At 64.8% G+C, this 21,554-nt stretch carries 25 protein-coding genes; 9 read left to right on the forward strand and 16 right to left on the reverse strand.

The genetic code is table 11. The annotated features are described in order from the left end of the window. Positions 1–28: 28 nt before the first annotated feature. Both ABIA65_RS31910 and ABIA65_RS31915 read left to right on the forward strand, forming a co-directional pair. Positions 29–1,195: a hypothetical protein gene (locus ABIA65_RS31910; protein ID WP_241400778.1), complete on the forward strand. Its 1,167-nt coding sequence runs from the start codon at positions 29–31 to the stop codon at positions 1,193–1,195. Positions 1,196–1,305: 110 nt separating this feature from the next. After that, a complete protein-coding gene (locus tag ABIA65_RS31915) occupies positions 1,306–2,523 on the forward strand; it encodes an O-antigen polymerase (protein ID WP_354526102.1) in 1,218 nt (405 codons plus the stop codon). Here the strand turns inward: ABIA65_RS31915 and ABIA65_RS31920 are convergent. Both ABIA65_RS31920 and ABIA65_RS31925 read right to left on the reverse strand, forming a co-directional pair. Then, positions 2,510–4,084 (reverse strand): glycosyl hydrolase family 28-related protein, encoded by a 1,575-nt coding sequence (locus ABIA65_RS31920; protein WP_354526081.1) that lies wholly within the window; start codon positions 4,082–4,084, stop codon positions 2,510–2,512. The two genes, ABIA65_RS31915 and ABIA65_RS31920, sit on opposite strands and share 14 nt — an antisense overlap. Before the next feature lie 5 nt (positions 4,085–4,089). Then, on the reverse strand, positions 4,090–5,232 hold the full coding sequence (locus ABIA65_RS31925; protein ID WP_354526082.1) for a glycosyltransferase family 4 protein: 1,143 nt from the start codon (positions 5,230–5,232) through the stop codon (positions 4,090–4,092). A 146-nt stretch (positions 5,233–5,378) separates the two neighbouring features. On the opposite strand from ABIA65_RS31925, the gene ABIA65_RS31930 reads away from it, so the two are divergent. From ABIA65_RS31930 to ABIA65_RS31945, 4 genes are all read left to right on the forward strand, one after another. Next, positions 5,379–6,098: a GAF domain-containing protein gene (locus ABIA65_RS31930; protein WP_354526083.1), complete on the forward strand. Its 720-nt coding sequence runs from the start codon at positions 5,379–5,381 to the stop codon at positions 6,096–6,098. 142 nt (positions 6,099–6,240) lie between these two features. Beyond that, positions 6,241–7,779, forward strand: coding sequence for a sugar transferase (locus tag ABIA65_RS31935; RefSeq protein ID WP_354526084.1), 1,539 nt, complete (start codon positions 6,241–6,243; stop codon positions 7,777–7,779). Beyond that, complete coding sequence (locus tag ABIA65_RS31940) at positions 7,776–8,459, forward strand: undecaprenyl diphosphate synthase family protein (RefSeq protein WP_354526085.1); 684 nt, start codon at positions 7,776–7,778, stop codon at positions 8,457–8,459. The genes ABIA65_RS31935 and ABIA65_RS31940 overlap by 4 nt, the downstream gene beginning before the upstream one ends. A gap of 5 nt (positions 8,460–8,464) precedes the next feature. Continuing rightward, a complete protein-coding gene (locus ABIA65_RS31945; RefSeq protein WP_354526086.1) occupies positions 8,465–9,862 on the forward strand; it encodes an NAD(P)/FAD-dependent oxidoreductase in 1,398 nt (465 codons plus the stop codon). 36 nt (positions 9,863–9,898) lie between these two features. On the opposite strand, the gene ABIA65_RS31950 is transcribed toward ABIA65_RS31945, so the two are convergent. Then, positions 9,899–11,860, reverse strand: a complete 1,962-nt coding sequence (locus ABIA65_RS31950; protein WP_354526087.1) for a glycosyl hydrolase family 28-related protein — start codon at positions 11,858–11,860, stop codon at positions 9,899–9,901. Between the two features lie 442 nt (positions 11,861–12,302). Here ABIA65_RS31950 and ABIA65_RS31955 point away from each other — a divergent pair, with 442 nt between their 5' ends. Next, positions 12,303–12,467: a hypothetical protein gene (locus tag ABIA65_RS31955; protein WP_354526088.1), complete on the forward strand. Its 165-nt coding sequence runs from the start codon at positions 12,303–12,305 to the stop codon at positions 12,465–12,467. Between the two features lie 207 nt (positions 12,468–12,674). Here ABIA65_RS31955 and rpsQ read toward each other — a convergent pair whose 3' ends face one another. The 11 genes from rpsQ to rpsJ are packed head-to-tail and all read right to left on the reverse strand — an operon-like array spanning position 12,675 to position 18,054. Further along, positions 12,675–12,971, reverse strand: a complete 297-nt coding sequence (gene rpsQ / locus ABIA65_RS31960) for a 30S ribosomal protein S17 (protein WP_241400787.1) — start codon at positions 12,969–12,971, stop codon at positions 12,675–12,677. Beyond that, positions 12,971–13,204 (reverse strand): 50S ribosomal protein L29, encoded by a 234-nt coding sequence (rpmC, locus tag ABIA65_RS31965; protein ID WP_241400788.1) that lies wholly within the window; start codon positions 13,202–13,204, stop codon positions 12,971–12,973. Before rpmC ends, rpsQ begins: the two co-directional genes overlap by 1 nt. Further along, the gene (rplP, locus tag ABIA65_RS31970) at positions 13,204–13,620 is read right to left on the reverse strand and encodes a 50S ribosomal protein L16 (protein WP_241400789.1); all 417 of its coding nucleotides are present in this window, start codon (positions 13,618–13,620) and stop codon (positions 13,204–13,206) included. Before rplP ends, rpmC begins: the two co-directional genes overlap by 1 nt. A 3-nt stretch (positions 13,621–13,623) precedes the next feature. After that, positions 13,624–14,457, reverse strand: a complete 834-nt coding sequence (gene rpsC, locus ABIA65_RS31975) for a 30S ribosomal protein S3 (RefSeq protein ID WP_241400790.1) — start codon at positions 14,455–14,457, stop codon at positions 13,624–13,626. After that, positions 14,457–14,951, reverse strand: coding sequence for a 50S ribosomal protein L22 (gene rplV, locus ABIA65_RS31980; RefSeq protein ID WP_241400791.1), 495 nt, complete (start codon positions 14,949–14,951; stop codon positions 14,457–14,459). Before rplV ends, rpsC begins: the two co-directional genes overlap by 1 nt. After that, the gene (rpsS, locus tag ABIA65_RS31985) at positions 14,951–15,232 is read right to left on the reverse strand and encodes a 30S ribosomal protein S19 (RefSeq protein ID WP_241400792.1); all 282 of its coding nucleotides are present in this window, start codon (positions 15,230–15,232) and stop codon (positions 14,951–14,953) included. The genes rplV and rpsS overlap by 1 nt, the downstream gene beginning before the upstream one ends. A 12-nt stretch (positions 15,233–15,244) precedes the next feature. Continuing rightward, entirely contained in the window at positions 15,245–16,081 is an 837-nt protein-coding gene (rplB, locus tag ABIA65_RS31990; RefSeq protein WP_241400793.1) for a 50S ribosomal protein L2, read from the reverse strand. Between the two features lie 38 nt (positions 16,082–16,119). Beyond that, positions 16,120–16,422 (reverse strand): 50S ribosomal protein L23, encoded by a 303-nt coding sequence (rplW, locus tag ABIA65_RS31995; RefSeq protein WP_241400794.1) that lies wholly within the window; start codon positions 16,420–16,422, stop codon positions 16,120–16,122. Then, positions 16,422–17,081, reverse strand: coding sequence for a 50S ribosomal protein L4 (gene rplD, locus ABIA65_RS32000; RefSeq protein ID WP_241400795.1), 660 nt, complete (start codon positions 17,079–17,081; stop codon positions 16,422–16,424). Before rplD ends, rplW begins: the two co-directional genes overlap by 1 nt. Continuing rightward, complete coding sequence (rplC, locus tag ABIA65_RS32005; RefSeq protein ID WP_241400796.1) at positions 17,081–17,734, reverse strand: 50S ribosomal protein L3; 654 nt, start codon at positions 17,732–17,734, stop codon at positions 17,081–17,083. The genes rplD and rplC overlap by 1 nt, the downstream gene beginning before the upstream one ends. Positions 17,735–17,748: 14 nt before the next feature. Beyond that, positions 17,749–18,054, reverse strand: a complete 306-nt coding sequence (gene rpsJ / locus ABIA65_RS32010; protein ID WP_003883485.1) for a 30S ribosomal protein S10 — start codon at positions 18,052–18,054, stop codon at positions 17,749–17,751. A gap of 491 nt (positions 18,055–18,545) precedes the next feature. Here rpsJ and ABIA65_RS32015 point away from each other — a divergent pair, with 491 nt between their 5' ends. After that, positions 18,546–18,956, forward strand: coding sequence for a DUF6632 domain-containing protein (locus tag ABIA65_RS32015; RefSeq protein ID WP_354526089.1), 411 nt, complete (start codon positions 18,546–18,548; stop codon positions 18,954–18,956). Between the two features lie 53 nt (positions 18,957–19,009). After that, on the forward strand, positions 19,010–19,459 hold the full coding sequence (locus ABIA65_RS32020) for a hotdog fold domain-containing protein (protein ID WP_241405817.1): 450 nt from the start codon (positions 19,010–19,012) through the stop codon (positions 19,457–19,459). 3 nt (positions 19,460–19,462) lie between these two features. On the opposite strand, the gene ABIA65_RS32025 is transcribed toward ABIA65_RS32020, so the two are convergent. Next, positions 19,463–19,816 carry a nuclear transport factor 2 family protein gene (locus tag ABIA65_RS32025; protein ID WP_354526090.1) on the reverse strand — a complete coding sequence of 118 codons (354 nt, stop codon included), beginning with the start codon at positions 19,814–19,816 and terminating at the stop codon, positions 19,463–19,465. A gap of 6 nt (positions 19,817–19,822) precedes the next feature. Continuing rightward, positions 19,823–21,445 (reverse strand): carboxylesterase/lipase family protein, encoded by a 1,623-nt coding sequence (locus ABIA65_RS32030; RefSeq protein WP_502919645.1) that lies wholly within the window; start codon positions 21,443–21,445, stop codon positions 19,823–19,825. Positions 21,446–21,554 lie beyond the last annotated feature (109 nt).

Here is a 21,554-nt window from a genome sequence, read left to right on the forward strand (position 1 = left end):
CACCGCCTAGCATCCACCTGGTTCGGCCGTGCCTAACGGCAAACACCTCCACACCGCCGTGCAGGTCGTCGCCGGCCTGGCGCTGAATGTCTTCCCGGCGATGTTCATCGCGATCTATGCCCGTATCGCGCCCATCGAGACCCAGGGATTCCTGGCGCTGTCGCTCGCTGTCGGCGTCTACGTCGCGCAGCTCTTCAACGCCTTCGTTGTGGAGGGCCGCCTGGCAACCCCGGACACCGAGGGCGAACTGGGCCTTCCCATCTGGGTGGTGCTGCTCACCGTCGCCGCCGGCGGGCTGCTGGTGATCGGGCCCGCGGTGGCGTCATCACCTGTCCTGATGGCGAGTTCCGTCGGGGTGATGACGGGCCTGCTGATGTCCCGCTCGATCGGAGTGGTCGGTGGGCACTGGCAGCGCGAGGGCCTGGGTGCGGCAGTGTTGATCGCCGCCAGCGTCATTGCTCTCTGGATGGCCGCTCAGCACAGCCCGCATTGTGTACGGGTGCTTGCAGTCGGTGCCGTTCTGGCGGTGCTGGTTCGATACCAGCCTCGAAAGAGCATGCCGCACATGGGCTTTCCTCCGGACGTCCGCCGGTCCAGCTGGGTCACGGCGGAGACTGCGGTCGTCGGCGCAGTTCAGCCGGCAATCACATCCATCCTCCTGGTCATGGTCGGACCGGTGGCTTCGGTGACGTTTCGCGTCATCTCAACGGTCGCGGGCGCGTTGGAGCCGATTCTGGCGTACGGCAGGTACCGATTACTCGCCCACGGGCACCGAGGCGAACTCAAGGCGTTTGTCGCGGTCTTCGCCATGGGGCTGGCCGTGGTCATGCTCGCTGCGTTCGGCGGGCTCGGAAGCCTGATATTCGGTCCGGCGTGGCGGAGTGTGGGTGCCGCCGCGATGCTGCTGGCCTGTCTTTGGAAGGCCTTCACGCTGGTGTCCACCGTGCCGTTCGCCGCGCTTCGCAAGGCAGGCAAGACCACGCTGGTGTTCTGGATCCGCGGGGGCAGCACGGTCATCTACCTGATCATCAGCGTGAGCTTCCTCGTCATGTGGCAGAACACCGCGGCGATATTTCTGGCGTTCGTCGTGTCCGAGATGGTCACCGCCCTGCTGTACCACTTCGCCGCGGTCAGGGGCGCTCCGGACTATGCGGCGACATTCGGGCTCCGACCGCTACGCGAACGGTTCAGTTAGGAATGGACACGAACAGTAGCGCCGAAGTCGGTGTGCGCCATTCTCGAACAACATCACCTCGAGCCCCCGCGTGGTTCTCGCCGGCCGTCTTGATCATGGCCCCGGTGATCATGTCGTTCGTCGGGTGGTCGGCGTTGGTCGCCAGGCAACGGCTTGGAGGACCGCAGGCCGCCTCCGAGGCGTTGACGGGGTTTTCGGTCCCCGCTCCGGCAAGCGGTCGAGGCATCGCACTACTTCTGCTGTGGTACTGCGCGATAGTGATGGTGTCGATGGTCGGTTTCTGGCTCGGCACACATCGCTCGCGGCCTACCTCCGGCGACCAGCACACGAACACCGCCTGGTTCGAGAGGCGTTATTTCTTTGTCCTTCTCGCGGCCGGTGCGATCGGAGTCGGCTACTCGTTCTTCAAGGTGGGTGGCATCGCCGCGATCGTCGATTCACTGAGCGAGCAGACCGCCAACGATTTCAGCAATGCACTCTCGGGATTCGCGGGCCCGCAGACGCTGCGATACGCCACGATCCTTGCTGCGCCGATCGGTGTGTACCTGTGGCGCAAGAAGGTCATCGGCTGGCCGTACATGGTGGCGGCCGTGCTGCTGTTGGTCGCCAACTCCATGATCGCCTCCCGTCTCGCGCTTCTCATGGCCTGTGCGGTCTATCTGGCCGCTTGGGTGAGAGGTCGCGAGCCACGACGAACAGGCGGCGCATCTGCGATGCGCAGGTGGGTCGCGGTCGCACTGATCGTGCTGAGTGGGTTCGCAGTTCTCACAGCACTCAACTACTTCCGCAACGCGAACTACTACCGAGAAGCCGGAGTCACGAATCCGGTCGCGATGAACCTGTACCAGACAGGGGCATACCTGGCCGTCCCAGCGCAGATCTCCCTCGGGGTGGCGGACGCCGTGATGGGCGGCTCCTGGGAGAACGAGGGCGGTGCAGTGACCTCGCTGGCCGCCGTTCAGCCCACTTTCCTGCAGTTCAACAAGGTCGCCAAGGACGACAGCTGGAAGCAGGCATCGGTCTACGGGTACTCGGTGACCTTCGCCGGAAACTTCTTCACCAATTCGGTTTTCGCCGACACCTACGCCGAGCACGGGATCTGGGGCTGGCTCTACACCATCGTGGCGTATGGCTTCGCCGGCTACGCCTTCGCGCGCATCTTCAGTTTCAGCCCAGTACTCGCCGCATCGGCCGGCGTGGTGGCTTACTGCTTCCTCGAGGTATGGCGCGTGCAGATTCTGATCTACGGCATCGTCATCTTCCTCTTGCTGCTGACGGCCGGGAGCGCGTTCCTCGCCACTAGGCTGCGACCGCCTACCGACAGGTGATCGCCGATGTGCCCAGCGGTGGTGTGAGCTTGAGGCTTCCGATGGCGACCGGCATTTCGCGGAAGTCGTCACCGCACTGTTCGGTGGCGGACATCGAGACGGCATGCCACGAGGTGGGGGCCGCCGACCAATCGATTTCCAGCTCGGCGATGACACCGTCGGAGGCATCCAGCGATACACACGGTGCCGCGGTGCCCTCAGGCTGTTCGGATGCACTGATCGTCACCGCGAGGCGGTCGACCGCGAGCTGCCTGGCCTCCACGGTCTTGAAGGCCACGACCGGCTCCGCATGCCGAATCGACACGTGGCCAAGCGAGACCCCATTTGCCTGGACGATTCCCACGCCGCCGTTGCCGCCCGTCGTCGAGGTCGACGAAATGCTGCAGTCGTCGATTCGCAGACCGCTCACCCTGTGTTCGGCCAGCGATTCAGCCCGAACCGACCAGTTGTCGCAACCGTCGACCTTGGCGTCGCCGATGTGTATGTCGAACTCTCGGAAGCTCTTATCACCGGAGGCTCCCGGCCTTGCCAGCAGATGAATACCGGTGTCACAGTCGGTGGCAGTGACATCGTCGACGCGAACCGCACGGCTGGCTACGTAATTCCAACCGACGTCCGTACCCGGGGCCGCGGAGTCGACCATCACCGCGGCGCCGGATCGCACGCCGCCGACTCGAAGGTCACCGATTGTCACGCGGTTCGCTCCCGCGATACGAACCCCATTCGCCCGGCCGCGAACGATGTCGACGTCCTTGACGACGACGTCCGTGTTCGACCAGTCGGTCAGAGCGGGGAACGAGAAGGTTTGTGCGGTTTGGTCGAAGGAGAATTGGCGGGCGAAGTACGTCACCAACGCCAATCCATCGTCGCCGGCGTCGACCGCGGTGTAGTCCTCGATCCTGGCTTGTCGACACGCGTTGAAGTGGAGGCCGTCCGCCCGACTGTCAATTACCCGGAGCCCAGCGATGCTGATGTCGGACACCCCCATCATGATCACCCCGGCCTGCGGACTCCGCCGAATTACGCAGTCCGACAGTGTAAGGCTGGACACTTCTCTTCGAGGCCCTGACCATCCGGCCGGCAGCGCTCCCCCGTGGGCGGGACAGCCAACCACCCTGATGCCGTCGCCGATCGATCGTTTCGCATCGGACACCCACCGAATGTTCACATTGCGCAGAGAGATTCGCGACGCGGGCCCACGGACCAGGAGACCGTGGCTGGTGCCCGTCCGTGCGGTCTCGTCGACGTTGTCCATGAGGAGTTCGGCCCCGGCGTCGAACTGGACATCAACGTCGGACACACCAGTGATGACGATGGCCGCTGATCCATCAGGACGACGCTGCGCGAAACGGTATGTCCCTGGCGGGAAGTACAGTGTGCCGCCAGAACGTAGTGCCGCCGCAGCAGCCTGGATTGCCCGCGAATCATCGGCGGCCCCGTCTCCCCTTGCGCCGAACTTCCTGACATCGACGACGGTGCTCCCGCCGAGCTGGCAGCCCGCCAGAACGGCCAACGCGGCCGCGGCAGGCGCGCCCATGATGAGCCGGCGCCTCGAGGTCATGACGGTCAGCTCGCGACCAGGTCGGCACAGATTGCGTCGGCGGCCAGTGTCGGGCAGATCTGCTGCTGACGCTTCAAGACATGAGCGTGGCCTCGCGCCGCGAGGTCCGCTCTTGCCACGTCGTCATCGCAGTACTTGCGCATCTGTTGCGCCAACGCGCCGCGGTCGTGGGGGTCGAAGTATTCGGCACCGTCGCCACACGTTTCGCGAAGGACCGGGATATTCGCCGACAGAACAGCCGTATGGGAGGCCATGGCCTCCAACGGAGGCAATCCCGCGCCCTCATATAGCGACGGCATGACCAACAGGTCCGCCGACGCGACCAGCGCACGTAGTACCGAGAAGTCGAGTTGCCCCATGAGCACCACCCGGTCCCCGTGGTCCTCCGCGAGTCGGCGAACTCGCTCGTCTAGCGTCCGCACGGATGCCCCTCCCCCAGCGATCACCAACTTGTGGGGAATGGTCCCGGCCAGGTCGGAGAATGCATCGAGCAGAAGTGGAAGGTTCTTGTATCGCTTCGTGTTTCCCACATAGAGCAGATAACGACCGTCCACCGGCGACAGACTCGGATCGGCGGGCTCCAACCAGACCTCGTCCACCGGGATCGGTGTCACCTGAACCCGGGCGGAGGCCACGATGCTCGTCAACGTCGCGGCGGTGGCCTCTGACGGTGTGAAGATCCGGCGACACGACCGCGCGTCAGCCCTGAGCATCATGCGTGCGTACAAGCGGTACGCCAGGCTCTGTCCGCTAATCGCCTGCGGCAGGACGTGAATGGTGTCGTGCACCGTGACATAGGTCAACATTCGGCGATTACCAGGCAGCAACCGGGCCACCGGGTAGGGGTAGTGCGGCAGCCAAACCGCCCGGGGTCGCACCGTGTCGAATGCCTGACGCCACGCCAGCTGTTCGGCAGCGGAGTACATCGTGGCTGACGCTGGCGACGCGACGACGACATCGGTGCTGGGCCGAAGTGCGGGCAGGGTGTCCTGGCCTGCCAGGACCGCTAGGGACAGTCCGTGCCGAGACGCGGCCTCCTCCAGGTGAGGAAGTTGAGTGCGAATGTAGGTACCAATGCCGCTCTGGCACACATGCCGGGCATCGAACATGAGGTCGACGGGACGGCCACTCGTTCTGGCTTCTGGCACATGCCCTCCTGGTCATAGGCCGCGATCCTCAGCCGTGGCTCCAAGGCTACGTCGCTGATAGCCCATCCGAACCTCTTTGCATCCGGTGACTATTCGTAGGGCCGGGCACTACCACCAGACCTGCCAAGTTCAGATAACGTGTCCGAGTGACCAGCGGCCCTGCATCGTTCGACGAGTGGCTCAACCGCGTGCTCGCGGAGCTCGCGCGCGAAGCCAGCGAGGAAGTCGAGACCTACATCGCTCGCGCCGTGGCATCACGGATGGTGGCCGACCGGAGACGCACCGACAGCGGCGCGGTCGACGAGCTCCTGGCCCACCTCGCCGAGGCCGGAGTGTTTGCCGATACTGCGATGCCGAACATTTCGGCCGCGATAACCGACCCGGACCGACTGCGCTCGCTGTATGCCACCGAGCTGTTGGACTCCTCTCCGGAGGCGATCTACGACCGGATCACCCGCGCGGCCGCCGACGCGCTCGACGCTCCATTCGCCCTGGTGACGTTGGTCGACGCCGACCGGCAATTCTTCAAGAGTTCGGCCGGAATGGAGATCAGCTCTCCCGAGGAAAGGCAGACACCACTCAACAGATCGGTTTGTCAGTACGCCGTGGCAAATGGAGCGCCGTTGATCCTCGAGGACGCACGAGTTGATCCGGTGTTCAAGAACCATCCGGCGGTGCGCGACGGTACCGTCGTCGCCTACCTCGGCATACCCCTTGTCGATCAGGCCGGAATGGCCATCGGGACGCTATGCGTATTCGATACCAAGCCGCGACTTTGGGGCACCGGTCACGTTCAGGTGCTCAGCGATCTCGCAGCACTGGCCGCTGAACGGATTTTCGGCACCGGTGCCAGTCCAAACCGCTAAATAGCGGATACTCAGCAAATTCGAATTATTAAGCCGTTCAGTATTTTTAACAAATTCTGCGACCCGCCGTTTGATTTGACTGCGTGGTCCGCGCAGCCCACCTAGAGTCGAATCTCTCAGATCCGTCCAGGGGATTGGCTGCATGCAACTAGACGTGAAGGCCACGGCTCACGGAGAGCCGCGGCAACGGCTCGCGGCGCCGCGGTCGCAGGGCGCCACATCGCCGATCCGCCACGAGGTAGCGGCCTCGCCTCGCTTCATCGAGCGCTTGCGCGAGGAGTCGGGATACGTGGCACTCACTGTGGGACTGGACATCTGGGCGGCATTCTGGGCAGTGCTGATAGCTCAGTGGTGGGTTCCGGGCCCTGTCGACGAGCGCAACATGGCCCTGATTTCGTGGATCTTCGTGCCGGTTGTCGTGATCATCCTGGCCACCCGGTCGTTGTACCGGCGGAGGCTCAACCACAGCGTCCTCGACGACTTCGAACCAGTGGAGACATCGGTCGCCGTCGGGACACTGGCGACGTTGACGATAATGCTGCTGCTGGTGCCTCCCCTCCAGATTGGTGACGTTGTCGTACCCTACGTTCGCCCCAGCGAATTGATGCTGCGGATATGGGTGTGCGCCGCAATTCTGATCCCCGCGGTTCGTCTGGTCAGATCACTCGCGGAGCGGTATCTGCGGCGCAAGCACCGCTTCGGGTCACTGGCTCTGATCATCGGCTCCGGTCCGATCGCCCATCAGCTCATCACACGGATGCGCCAGGTGCCCGATTACGGCTTGCATCCCGTCGGATTGCTCGACGACGTACGACTCAGCGACGGCGACCCGCTCGACGTGAAGTACTTCGGGACCACCGACAACCTCGAGACCGCCGCCCGTGCCACCGGCGCAACCGAACTCATCATCGCGCCGTCCTCGGTGTCCGACGAGCATTTGGCGCGTACCGCCCAGCTAGCTCAGAACCTCGGAATACGGGTCCGCGTGGTTCCGCGACTCATGGACGCCGTGGGCGGCGGTGCCAGGGTTGAGCATCTGGGCGGCGTGCCCTTGATGGTGCTGTCCCGCGTCGATCCCAAGGGTTGGCAGTTCGCCATCAAGCATGCCTCTGACCGGATGGCCGCGGCTCTGGGACTCCTACTCATATCGCCCGTGTTCATCGCGCTGGCGGTCATGGTCAAGATCAGCTCGCCGGGTCCGATCTTCTTCAGTCAGGAACGCATCGGTCGCGACGGAAAGGTCTTCGGCTGCCTCAAGTTCCGCAGCATGCGCCCTCCGGATCCGGCGAAGTCCAGCTTCGAATTGAAGGCGGGAGCGGCGCCTGGTGGCGTGGAGGGCGACGATCGGCGCACGCGGATCGGCAAGATCATGCGCAAGACGTCTTTGGATGAGTTGCCCCAGCTGCTCAACGTGTTGCGGGGCGAGATGAGCCTGGTCGGCCCACGTCCCGAGCGACCGGAGTACGTCGAACTGTTCGAAATGCAGATCCGGCGCTATGGCGACCGACACAGGGTGCGGGCCGGCATCACGGGCTGGGCCCAGGTACACGGGCTTCGGGGACAGACCTCGATCGCAGACCGGGCCGAATTCGACAACTACTACATCGAGAACTGGTCACTGAAACTGGATTTCAAGATCCTGGTGCTGACCGTGCTGGCGGTGCTGAAGAGCGCGGAATGACGTCGCCAGGTAAGGGCGGGCTACCGATGCGTCAAGAGCCGGCTCACGTGGGGTTGATTCCCGACGGGTTGCGGCGGTGGGCGGATGGAAACGGCGTCACCTTGACCGACGCGTACCTGCGCGGTGCGGAGAAGGTCGTAGAAATACTCCTGGCCTTGAGACGAAACGGCGTCCAGACGGTTTCGGTGTACAACTTGAGCCGTGCGAACCTGGCGCGCCACGACGCCGAGCTGGATGCGGTGTACACCGCATCGATCCACTTCTTCACCACGTTGATTCCTGCTCACTTCGACTCCGCCACCTGCAGTGTGCGGTTGCACGGTGATCGAAAGCTGCTGCCGCAGCACTACCTTGCAGCCGCGCAAGGGCTGGAACGATCGATGACCGGTGACGATTTCCAGATCAATGTGCTCTCTGCCTATGACGCGGGTGACGAACTGCGGGCCGCCCATCATCGAGCCCAGCGAGAAGGATGTGATATCAACGCTGCGTTCGAGATCGGCGAGGTTGACCTGGTGATCCGAACCACGCCGGAGCCACTGCTCAGTGGGTTTCTGCCGTTGCAGAGCCAGTACGCGCAGCTGATCTTCCTGACCACGCCGCTCAACGACTTGGAGTCACGGGACATCGATGATCTCATCGCCGACTATCGGCGCTTCCCGCAGCGTCGGGGGCGGTAGCACCAGTGGAGCCGCAGAGGAATCCATTGATCATCGGTGCCGGCCCTGCCGGACTCACCGCCGCTCTCACACTGGCGAGAAACGGAGTCACGCCGCGCATCTACGAGGCCTCGGAGCACGTCGGTGGCCTGGCGCGAACGCCGCGCGATGGCGAGTGGCGCATTGATCCCGGGGGTCATCGGTTCTTCACAAGGCACAAAGAGGTCTTAGACCTCTGGAACTCCCTGCTTGCCCCCGACGACTGGATCTCCGTGCGTCGGCGCTCCGCCATGCTCGTCAACGGTCACTATGTGCGGTATCCGCTCAGTGGCCGCGATCTGTTGACGCAGATGGGATATTGGCGTGGACTGCACGGCCTGAGCAGCCTTCTGCGGTCCCGCATTGGGCGCGGGATGCGGCGAATCGGCGATTCGGCAAATTTCCGCGAGTGGGGCACAGACGAATTCGGGCACTACTGGTACCGCCTGTTCTTCGACGGCTATGTCCGCAAGACGTGGTTGGCCGACCCCAACGAGATCACGAGTGACTGGGCGAACCAGCGGATAAAGCCGATCAACTGGCATTCGAGAAGGGAGCGGGATGCCGTCGACCATGACGTGTACAGATACCCCCGGCTCGGGCCCGGCCAAGTCTGGGAAGCCGCCTCCGCGGCTTTGATCGATCTGGGCATCGTGCCCTCGCTTGGTTCACGGGTCGTCAAGATTCGAGCCGACCGCACATGCTGGACAGTCGAACTGGAGAATGGCGACACTGCGTCCGGCGACGCCGTGTTCTCGAGCATGCCGCTGCGCTTGCTCGTGGGCGCCCTTGAGCCCGAGCCGCCCAGGCATATCCGCGTGGCGGCCGAAGCGCTCAAACATCGCGCCCTCATCACCGTCGCCGTCGCCCTTCGGAGACGGTACGACATTCCCTTCAACTGGGTGTACACACCCGGTGAGGCCTTTCAGGCGGGTCGGATTCAGAACTACAGCCACTGGTCGAGCGAACTCTCTCCGAAGGACTGGGATGGCACGTACCTCGGATTCGAATACTTCATCACTCCGGACCGCGAGTTGTGGACTGCCGACGACGAACACTTGAGAAGTCTTGCCGAAGCTGATCTTCACGCTCTCGGCATCGATAGCTCACTGATCGAGCGAGTCATGGTCGTGCGGTCACATTTCGCTTACCCGATCAGCGACCCGGCTCGGGATCGAAGTGTCGCCCTCGTTCGGGACTATCTGCGCGAGACCCACCCGACTCTGCACCCGGTCGGGCGCAACGGCATGCACCGCTACGACAACCAAGACCATGCGATGTTGAGCGCCATGCACAGCGTCGCCCGATACTTCGGCGAGAATGTGGATCCCTGGCAGGTCAACACGGACCGCAGTTACCACGAATCCGGGGTACTGAAGAAGTAGTTCGTCGACTTCTCCTGCCCCACACGGACTTCGAGTTCACACCGGAATCGTGTCGCCGAACACCGCAGAACGCCACTGCGGGACAGCCTCACCACCATGGCGCCAATGCGCGCTTATATACCAGCCCACCGGCCCATATGGACCGCCCTGGACGACGATATCGGACTCCGTATCGTCCCGGCCGCTGACGTAGGTGACGTTCTCGATGCGGACGTTCTTGCCCGCAATGTCGTGATCGGGGTTTCCTCCGCCGAGTTCGACGGCCCACCAGCTTGTTCCGACGTGATCGTCGGTCGTCACCGCGATCGTCGCAATGTCCAGGTCATTCACCTGAAGAATCTGCACGCCATAGCCGGCGCCGGTCCCCCGCCCGGGCATGTAGGCCGTAATGTCGTCGAACGAGGCATCGTGGACGCGGTACAGCACCACGGCACTGCCGTCCGCTCCGTAGGATGCCACGCTCCCGAATCGGACACCGGCGATGTCTTGGATGAGAATCCGTCCGGGCCCTTCGAGGATTAGATCGTTGATCGTCAGGTTCGAGGACGGCAGATCTCCGACACTGAGCTGATCTCGAATCTGGGCGGCTCCCACGACATTGATATCGCCCGCGTGGTCGGAGACAAGGCGCACGTTGTCGATCACCGAGTCATGCAGGGATGCAAGAAGTATTCCGCCGTTCCCGCCAACGGTCGGTCCGTCGGCTGCCATGCTCTCGGCGTAGATGTTGCGCAGGGTCAGACCGGCGAACTTGCTCGTGGTGGCCGACGGTGTTTCCACGGCGAGCGACCAGTTCTTGGAACCGCGGATAGTGACGTCGCTGATCGACAGACCGGAGAAGTCCCACCACATGGAGTCCTCGGTGCCGTCGATGTTGTTGGTCGCCAGCACTATTCCCGTCTGTGCGCCGTCGATGGTCACGTCGGAGATCCGGATGTCGCGCGACGCGAGACTCGTCCAATCACCAGGACCGGTGGCCTTTGCAGAGTTGACTTGAATGCCGAACTCCTTGCCGGTCACCGTGACGTCACTGATCGTGATGTCATAGCCGCCCTGCACCCGGACGCCGCTGGCGGGCCCACCGGTCACCGCTATGTGCGACGCAACCGAGCCACCGTTGTTCCACTCACCAAGGCCGGACTGATTGAACGGGCCGTCGTCGGGGCCGTACGTCCATGGCTGTGTCGCGTCGTAGTAGGTCACGAATGCCAGACCGTCATCACCGACGTTCAGCGCGACGAGTCCGTCCACGGTGACCCGACGGTTCGCGTTGAAGTGCAACCCGTCGGCCATGGTGCCGATGGCAGTGAAGTTGGTGACAGTCACATCGGACGCGCCCATGATGACCGCTCCAGCTTGTGGTGCATTGACCACTCTGGCGTTGACGATCGACACGAATTCGACAGTGCCCGTCGAGCCGACCCATTGCGGTGGTGGCGGAGAGTCCGATGGCCAGCCAAGGACCGAGAGTCCGTCGCCGAAGCTTCGCGCCGAGGGCCGGGTGACCCATTCGATGGTCGGGTTGGAAATCGTCACGTGGGAGGCGGCGCCCTCGACTCGTATGCCGTGGCTTGTGCCGTGGCCATTCGCGTCGAGGTTGTCCATCAGCAGCCGCGCGCCCGGCGCGAACTCCACCGTGACGTTCGACAGGCCCGCGAGCAGGAGCGCCGCGTCGCCGGCCGGGTGCTGCTGAGCGAACCGATAGTCACCCTCCGGAAAGTAGAGGTGCCCACCCGACGTCAACGCTGCTTCGGCGGCTTTGATGGCGGCCGAGTCATCGGTGATGCCGTCTCCGACCGCGCCATAATCCTTGACGTTGATAACGGCGGAGACGGCCCCGGCTGGCATCGCGGTCGACGTCGCCGATTGACCACCCGCGTCGGCGGCCACGGTGTCGACGAACTCGCGGCGCACCCAGGCCAGGACGAGCCATGAGATCGGGGATTCCACCGGCGTGGTCCCATCGGCAATGTTGAATGCGCTGAGCAACGTCGCCACGATTCCGCCGGGGGTCGGCGAGACCCGCGCAGGGACAACGGAATCGAGTACCGGCGGGGAATGTTGCGCCTGGGTGTCGGATTCAGGGCTTGATTCGATCGATACGGGGACATCGATCGGCGGGACCGATCCGCTCCCTCCAGGGGTGCCGGCGGTGGTTGCCGTTGGTCCCTCGATCTCGACGGCCGCGATCGGATCTGCGCCGTCGTCTTGAGCTGACCGAGCCGATCCTCGAGGTGCTGGAGCGGGGGTCCAGTCAGCGGAACCGGACCCGTGGCGGTCAGCGCCGTCATGATCGTTTCGACCGATTGTGTCCCGTACGGCCGCTGCGGCCTCCAGAAGGTCCTCGGCAGGTGTCGCCGGCGACTCACTGTCGGCCTCATCATCCGCATGAACAGCAGACGTCGCGTCGACATCTGGCTCGCTTGAATCCCGTGGGTCAGTGCCATCACCTGTGGCGTCCGCACCGCCGCTTGGCGGTGCAGAGGGTGAGGAGTCAGGTCTGCGCGCCGGCCTCGCGCCTGTGGACGCGGAGGTTGCCGCGCCCGACGATGCACCAGGCTCCGATGAGTCCGACGTTGACGGTTCGGCTACGGCGACGCCCTGACCGCTCACGAGAACCAGCCCGATGCCGGCTGCAGCCACCATTCCGCCGATACGACACACATGGTTCTTCACCGGTCACGGCCCCCGTCATTCGTCACTCACCGAAATGGTGTGCACACCATAGCCCGCAGCAACCACACCACCAGACGCAAAATCGCACGGAAACCATGGGTTTCCGTGCGATTTCATGTCTGCTCGCGCAGGGGTGTTACTTGGCGCGCTCCAGAACCTCGACGAGGCGCCAGCGCTTCGTCGCCGACAGCGGCCGGGTCTCCATCAACGAGACGCGGTCGCCGATGCCGGCGTCGCTGTTCTCGTCGTGCGCCTTGACCTTGGTGGTGGTCCGGATGATCTTGCCGTAGAGCGGGTGGCTCTTGCGCGATTCCAGTTCGACCACAATGGTCTTCTGCATCTTGTCACTCACCACGTAGCCGATGGCGGTCTTGCGGCTGCCGCGCGGCTTCTCGGTGCGAGGGGTGTGCTTCGGCCCCTTGGTCTCTGCCATTACGAATCCTCACCTACGGGCCCGGAAGCCAGGCCCAACTCACGTTCGCGCAGCACGGTGTACACACGCGCAATCTCCTGTCGGACCACACGGAGCCGACGGTTGTTGGCGAGCTGGCCGGTCGCCATCTGGAAGCGAAGGTTGAAAAGCTCTTCCTTCGACTCACGCAGACGGCTGGTCAGCTCGTCATCGGTCATCTCGCGCAGTTCACCAGGCGCGGTTCCCACTGCCATCAGAACTGGTCCTCTCTGGTAACGATGCGTGCCTTGATCGGCAACTTGTGAATCGCACGCGTCAGAGCTTCCCGAGCGACCTTCTCGTCCGGGTAGCTCAGCTCGAACAGCACGCGTCCGGGCTTGACGTTGGCGACCCACCACTCCGGCGAACCCTTACCGGAACCCATGCGAGTCTCGGCGGGCTTCTTGGTCAGCGGCCGGTCCGGGAAGATGTTGATCCAGACCTTGCCGCCACGCTTGATGTGCCGGTTGATGGCGATACGAGCGGACTCGATCTGCCGGTTGGTGATGTAGGCATGGCCCAGGGCCTGGATGCCGTAGTCACCGAAGCTCACCTCGGTGCCACCGCTGGCGATACCGCGCTGCCGGGGGTGGTGCTGCTTGCGGTGCTTGACCTTGCGGGGAATCAACATGATTTAGCTCTCCGTGCTCTCAGCGGTCGGCGCTTCAGCAGCGGCGGCCGTGTCAGCGGCGGGCGTCTCCTCGGTGGCCGCACGGCCCGCTTCGGTGCTCGTCGCCGTGGTGCCCGACGCGCCACTACGGCGCGGGCGGGTGCCTGCCGGACGATCCCGACGCGGACGCTCGGCGCCTGCGGGAGCGGCGGCGGTCAGCTCACGCTTGCCACCGACGATGTCGCCCTTGTAGATCCAGACCTTGACACCAATGCGACCGAAGGTCGTCTTGGCCTCGTACAGGCCGTAGTCAATGTCGGCGCGCAGCGTGTGCAGCGGCACGCGACCTTCGCGGTAGAACTCCGAGCGGCTCATCTCCGCGCCGCCGAGGCGACCGGAGCACTGCACCCGGATGCCCTTGACGTTGGGCTGACGCATCGCCGACTGGATCGCCTTGCGCATTGCGCGACGGAACGCCACGCGGTTGCTCAGCTGCTCGGCGACACCCTGGGCTACCAACTGCGCAACGGACTCGGGGTTCTTCACCTCGAGGATGTTGAGCTGAACCTGCTTGCCGGTCAGCTTCTCCAGGTCGGTACGGATGCGGTCGGCCTCGGTGCCGCGGCGACCGATCACGATGCCCGGACGCGCGGTGTGGATGTCGACGCGAACTCGGTCCCGAGTCCGCTCGATCTCCACGTCGGCGATGCCGGCGCGCTCGAGACCCGTGGCCAGCAGACGACGGATCGCCACGTCTTCCTTGACGTAATCCGCGTACTGCTTGTCGGCATACCACCGGGACTTCCAGTCGGTCGTGATGCCGAGTCGGAAGCCGTGGGGGTTGATCTTCTGGCCCACTACTCCGAGCCTCCCTTCGCGTCGGACGCCTCGGTAGTTGTGGCCTTCGGCGACGCCTTCGTGGCAGCCGCCTTGCTGCCCTGCGCACGGCGTGCGCGAGCGGTCGAAGCCGATGCACCGCGGCTGCTGCTGCCCCGGCTGGGACGGCTCTCGACGATCACGGTGATGTGGCTGGTGCGCTTGCGGATACGGAACGCACGCCCCTGGGCGCGCGGTCGGATCCGCTTGGCGGTCGGGCCCTCGTCGGCGTGGATGGTGGCCACCACGAGGGTGGCCGGGTCCAGCCCGTCGTTGTTCTGCGCGTTGGCCGCCGCACTGGCGATGACCTTGGCCACCGGCTCGCTGGCCGCCTGGGGCGCCCAACGCAGGATGTCGAGCGCCTCGGTCACGGACTTGCCGCGGACCAGGTCGATAACCCGTCGCGCCTTGGAGGCCGAGACGTGCACGAAGCGCGCCTTGGCGACCGCACTGGGAAATTCAGTCGTCGTAGTCATTACCGGCGCTTCGCCTTCCGGTCATCCTTGATGTGGCCCTTGAACGTGCGGGTCGGGGCGAACTCGCCCAACTTGTGTCCAACCATGGACTCCGACACGAACACCGGCACGTGCTTGCGACCGTCGTGGACGGCGAAGGTGTGTCCGATGAAGTCGGGGATGATGGTCGACCGACGGGACCAGGTCTTGATGACCTGCTTCGTTTGCTTCTCGTTCTGGACGTCCACCTTCTTGAGCAGGTGGTCGTCGACGAACGGGCCCTTCTTCAGGCTGCGTGGCATCGCTGGATACTCCTAGCGCTTATTCTTGCCGGTGCGCCGGCGTCGGACGATGAGCTTGTCGCTCGGCTTGTTCTTGCGGGTGCGGCCCTCGGGCTTGCCCCACGGGCTCACCGGGTGACGACCGCCGGAGGTCTTACCCTCACCACCGCCGTGCGGGTGGTCGACCGGGTTCATCACGACACCGCGGACAGTGGGGCGCTTGCCCTTCCACCGCATACGACCGGCCTTGCCCCAGTTGATGTTGCCCTGCTCGGCATTGCCGACCTCGCCGACAGTTGCGCGGCAGCGCACGTCGACGCGGCGGATCTCACCGCTGGGCATGCGCAGCGTCGCGTACGTGCCTTCCTTACCCAGCAGCTGGATGCTGACGCCAGCCGAACGGCCCATCTTCGCGCCGCCACCGGGCCGAAGCTCGACGGCGTGGATGACGGTACCGGCCGGGATGTTGCGCAACGGCAGGCTGTTACCGGGCTTGATGTCGGCGTTCGGGCCCGACTCGATCACGTCGCCCTGCGAGATCCCGTGCGGCGCGAGGATGTAGCGCTTCTCGCCGTCCAGGAAGTGCAGCAGCGCGATGTTCGCGGTGCGGTTCGGGTCGTACTCGATGTGCGCGACCTTGGCGTTGACGCCGTCCTTGTCGTGGCGACGGAAGTCGATCACTCGGTAGGCACGCTTGTGGCCGCCACCCTTGTGCCGCGTGGTGATGCGGCCGTGGGCGTTACGTCCACCCTTGCCGTGCAACGGGCGAACCAGCGACTTCTCCGGAGTCGATCGAGTGATCTCGGCGAAATCGGAGACGCTGGCACCGCGACGACCGGGGGTCGTCGGCTTGTACTTGCGAATAGCCATATCTGTCTAAGTCCTCTAGTTCCTCGCCGGCCCCGAAATCAGGCCGGGGCTCCGAACAGGTCGATCGGCTTGCTGCCCGCGGCCAATGTCACGATCGCGCGCTTGGTGCTCTTACGCTGGCCGAAGCCTGACTTGGTGCGCTTGCGCTTGCCCTGCCGGTTCGCCGTGTTCACCGAGTCGACCTTGACGTTGAAGATCTTCTCGATCGCGATCTTGATCTGCGTCTTGTTCGAGCTCGGGTGCACGATGAACGTGTACACGTTGTCCTCGATCAGGGCGTAGCTCTTCTCGGAGATAACCGGGGCAAGGATGATGTCGCGGGGGTCGGTAACGGTAGCCATCAGGCCGAAACCTCTTCCTTTGTCTGTGCGCTGCCTGCCGCGATGTATGCGTTCAGCGCCTCGACGCTGAACACCAGGTCATCGGCATTCAGGACGTCGTAGGTATTGAGCTGGTCCGGCGAGATCACGTGCACGCCAGGCAGGTTGCGCACGCTCTTCGCGCTGACCTCGTCGCTGCGGCCGATGACGATGAGCACCTTGCGGCGATCGGTCAGCGTCGCAAGGAAGTCCTTGGCGGTCTTGGTCGACGGAGTCTGTCCGCTGATCACCTCGGTGACCGCGTGAATGCGGTCGTTGCGTGCGCGGTCAGACAGTGCACTGCGCAGCGCGGCGGCGATCATCTTCTTGGGTGTCCGCTGGCTGTAGTCGCGCGGCTTGGGGCCGTGCACGATGCCACCGCCGGCGAACTGCGGTGCGCGTGTCGAACCCTGACGCGCGCGGCCGGTGCCCTTCTGGCGGTACGGCTTCTTGCCGCCACCGGAGACCTCAGCGCGGGTCTTGGTCGAGTGCGTGCCCTGACGAGCCGCAGCCAACTGCGCGATGACCACCTGGTGCATCAACGCGATGTTGGGCTCGACATCGAACAGCTCGGCGGGCAGCTCAACACTGCCGTCCTTCTTGCCGTCCGGCGTGCGAACGTCGATCTTCTTGGAAGCCATTACTTCTCACCTCGCTTGACTGCGCTGCGAACGACAACGAGTCCACCGTTACGACCGGGGATTGCGCCCTTGATCAGCAGCACACCGTTCTCGGCGTCGACCTTGTGCACCACCAGGTTCTGTGTGGTGACGCGATCGGTGCCCATGCGGCCCGACATGCGCGTGCCCTTGAAGACACGGCCGGGGGTGGCACAGCCACCGATCGAGCCGGGACGACGGTGCACGGCCTGTGCGCCGTGGGAGGCGCCCTGGCCCTTGAAGCCGTGACGCTTCATGGTGCCTGCGAAGCCCTTGCCCTTGCTGGTGCCGGTCACGTCGACGAAGTTGCCGTCGGCGAAGATCTCGGCGGTCAGCTCCTGGCCGACCTCGTACTCACCTGCGGCTGCCTCGTCCTCGAGACGGAACTCGGCGAGGTGCCTGCGGGGGTTGACCCCAGCGGCGGCGTACTGACCGGTGACGGGCTTGTTCACCTTGCGCGGGCTGATCTCGCCATAGGCGAGCTGCACGGCGCTGTAGCCGTCGCGCTCAGGGGTGCGGATGCGGGTCACCACGTTGGGGCCAGCCTTGACCACCGTGACCGGGACGACCTTGTTGTTCTCGTCGAACACCTGTGTCATGCCCAGTTTGGTACCCAGAATACCTTTGCGTGCCATTAGTTCTGGTTCTCCTACTGGATGTTGACGTCGACGCTCGCCGGCAGATCGATGCGCATCAAGGCGTCAACGGTCTTCGGCGTCGGGTCGAGGATGTCGATCAGCCGCTTGTGGGTACGCATCTCGAAGTGCTCCCGCGAGTCCTTGTACTTATGCGGGGACCTAATGACGCAGTACACGTTCTTCTCGGTCGGCAGCGGCACCGGGCCGACCACGCTGGCGCCCGTACGGGTGACCGTCTCGACGATCTTGCGCGCCGAGGCATCAATTGCCTCGTGGTCGTAGGCCTTGAGCCTGATGCGGATCTTTTGTCCCGCCACGCTTCTCCTACCTCACTACTAATGAACCCCATGAAAGGGCCTGGTCTTTGTGCGCGTGCCCCGGGTTTCCCCAAGACGCGCGCTGGCTGTGCCGCCGCTGTTTACCTGTCTCTGGTTCACCGACCCCCGCGCTCGGGTGTGTCGCCCTCACGCACACTCGTCCGCGCTGAGAAAACCGTCGCGATCGAGGTTGGGACCGGATGCGCCCGCGAAGGCGCCGGTCGTATGCCCGTCCAGGCGAACCTGGCTCAGGGCAACCCGAACAGTATGCCTCAGATTCGGGTGTCCTCCAAATTGCGTGCGCACCGGGATACGCCATGGTCAATCGGCCTCCGGCCGCCATCCAGGACAGTCACACGCAGTGACGCCCCGAAGCCGGCGGCACACCCCCATCTTACCCAGAAGTAAGTTAGGGGTCCGACTGCCTTGCCGCCCCTCGCGCCGTTCAGCCGCTCTAAAATCCGAGATGGCTCAGATCCGGGGGGAACAAGATGCCATCTGCGTACAGACTTCTTCAAATCGCGCTCGCGGTCTTCGGCGTGATCTTCATGCTGGTCTATCCACTGGCCGTGGCTTGGCCGTCGGGGTGGGCATGGCATGCGGGCGCACCGCATGAGTCCCAGTACTTCATGATGATCGTCGGCGTCTACGCCACACTGGGCGTCTTCCTACTCAATGCCGCACGAAACCCGCAGGTCAACCTCAGCCTCATCTGGTTCACCATCTGGTCCAGCGTCGCGCACGCCGCGATCATGGCGGTGCAGTCCTTCGGTCGCGGGCATCACATGGGCCATCTGGCGGGTGACGTTCCAGCCCTGCTCCTGGTGGCGATCGTCCTGTCGGCACTGGTCCTGGCGTCGGGACTCAAACAGCCCAGCGGGCGCGATCTTACTCGTGAGTAAGATTGGCTGCTGTGACCTCTCCGACTGTGCCATCCCCGACCACGACCTATCGCATGTGGCAACGACTGGATGGTCTGCCCGCGGGCAGCCGACTGTTCTCGGTCGCGGCGATGGCGCGCGTGCCGTACTTCGCGTCGGTGCTCCCCCACGTGCGACGTATGGAACCCGGCCTGGCGCAGGTCGACGTGCCGAAGTGGTTCTACGTCCACAACCACCTGCGCACCGTGCACGCCATCGCCTCCTGCAATGCCGCCGAGATGGCGATGGGGATGCTCATGGAGGCCACGGTGCCCACCAGCCACCGGTGGATCCCGAAGGCGATGAATGTGCAGTACCTGGCCAAGGCCACGACGTCACTGCGCGCCACCGCACGCATCGACGTGCCCGACTTCGCGGCCATCACCGAGGGCACCGACCTCGTCGTGGGCGTGAGCGTCACCGACCGCAGCGGCACCGAGGTCGTGCACGCCGAGATCACCACGTGGGTGACGCCGGCATACTGACCTTCAGTCCAGGTAGGTGCCGTGGCCCTCGCGGATCAGGTCTCCGTCGAACCGGAGCACCTCGTTGACGAGCTGTCCGCGCTGATTGCGGTAGTTGATCACCAGGACTGACTCTCCGCGGTACACGGCGATCACCTCGAAGTGCAGATCCGGCAGCAGCCCCAGCGCGTGCACCCAGTAGTCCCGCAGCGCCGGCTTACCGCGCACCACTCCCCCGGTCTCGGGCAGGAAGCGCGCCGCGACCGGTGACGTGAACTCCACGTCGTCGTGGAAGTGCGCGAGAACCGCCTCCACGTCATGGGCGTTCCAGGCACGCACCCACTCCTCGGCGAAGGTCGCGGCATCAGGCGTTGGCACTGCGGATCACCTCTTCAGGCTCGCCCAGAACGGGCACTGGTGGATCTGGTCGAAGTCGGTGACCACACTGACGCCATCGGGGTGCAATGACAACCGATTTCCGGCGGCCGGGTCGTGCCCGAGTTCCGGCCACTCGGGCGCCCCGGCGACTGCCGGGTCGCCCGTGCGGACGAAATTGCTCCAGTAGTCGATCATCTGGTTCGACAGTTCCTGCTGGGCCGGATTCAGCGGCGGCGCGCCGCCCACGTCAAACAGGTAGCGCAGCTCAAGGGAGTGACTCGCCCCGACAGGGAAGGGCAAGGTGCGCAACGGATCCGGAGCGGGCGCCTGCCGATCGGTGAACTCGTACGCGTAGACGGGGCCCGTGCGGCCGATCTCCTGGGCGATGCGGTCGTCGATGCAGGCGAACATCGAATCCGTCACGGCGGCTGAATAGGCCAGCGGCGCACTGCCGTCGTAGCCGTCCAGGGGGTAGTGGCCTGCGACCGCGGTGGCGTCAGCACCGAACGCGTCGGTCAGCGCCTTCGGATACCCGGCTGCAACGAGTTCGCGGCCACGGAGGTACTCCAACGCCATGAACAGCGTGAACTCGTCGCGGTTGCTGCCGATCGCGACGGGGACGCGTGCGGCCTGCCCGTTGGCGAACGCCGTCATCGGATCCACCGGTAGCACCGCGGTTCCCGTCACCGGCCCGCTGATCCCCTCGTCGCCGAGTCGGTAGTACCGCACGGGCTCTCGCAGCGCGGCCGCCGGCAGCCCGCGCAGGCAGTCGGCCGCGGTCGCCGGATCCGGACAGCCGACGTCGCGCGCGTAGTCGAGGCTGATGCGCTCCGCGTCAGCCAGGCCGACCTGCGCCTGACAGGGGGCACTCTGGATTATCGCCGCGCGAAACAGGCCTTGGGATTCCGGCGCCACGAGGTGGTCGCACACCGCCATGCCGCCTGCCGACTCGCCCGCGATGGTGACGCGTTCCGGGTCGCCGCCGAAAGCGGAGATGTTGTCGCGCACCCAGCGCAGCGCGGCCTGTTGGTCGGACAGCCCGTAGTTGCCCACGGCGCCGGCCGGCCCCAGCGCGGGATGTGCGAGGAAGCCCATCGTGCCCAGGCGGTAGTTGAGGGTTACCACCAGCACGTCACCGCGCGAGGCCAGCCAGCGCGAGTCGTAGATCCCGCCGCTGCCGTTGATGAACGCCCCACCGTGGATCCACACCATCACGGGCCGGGGCGATCGCTGCTCGGACACCGGTGGTGTCCACACGTTCAACGTCAGGCAGTCCTCATCGGTGTGCCGACCCTTCTCGAGATCGTCGACGTCCTGCAGACAGCGCGGCCCAACCTCGGTCGCGTCCCGCACGCCCGGCCAGGGCTGCGCGGGCGCGGGTGGCTGCCACCGCAGCTTGCCGACGGGTGGCGCGGCGTAGGGCACTCCGGCGAACAACCGGTGATCCGGTGCGACGACGCCGCGCAGCGCGCCGGTGGTGGTCTGCACAAGTGCGGGGTCCGTCGGGGCCTGCGATGGGGCAGCGTCCTGCGCCGGGACGGAGGAATGCCCGCACCCGTTGCTCAGGAAACCGGCGGCGAGCAGCGCGACAGCTCCTCGACCGATTCGCCGAATCGTTGCGGGCGCCACGTCCGCCGAGCCTACTCGTGCCGATCCGGGCAATCCCGCCTTCGCCGCCCGCCGATGAACATAGACTTCCTTGACACCCGTCAAATCCCCCATCCCGCGAGCGAGGAGT

This window comes from Mycolicibacterium sp. 624 (genome assembly GCF_040548615.1).
Lineage (GTDB): Bacteria > Actinomycetota > Actinomycetes > Mycobacteriales > Mycobacteriaceae > Mycobacterium.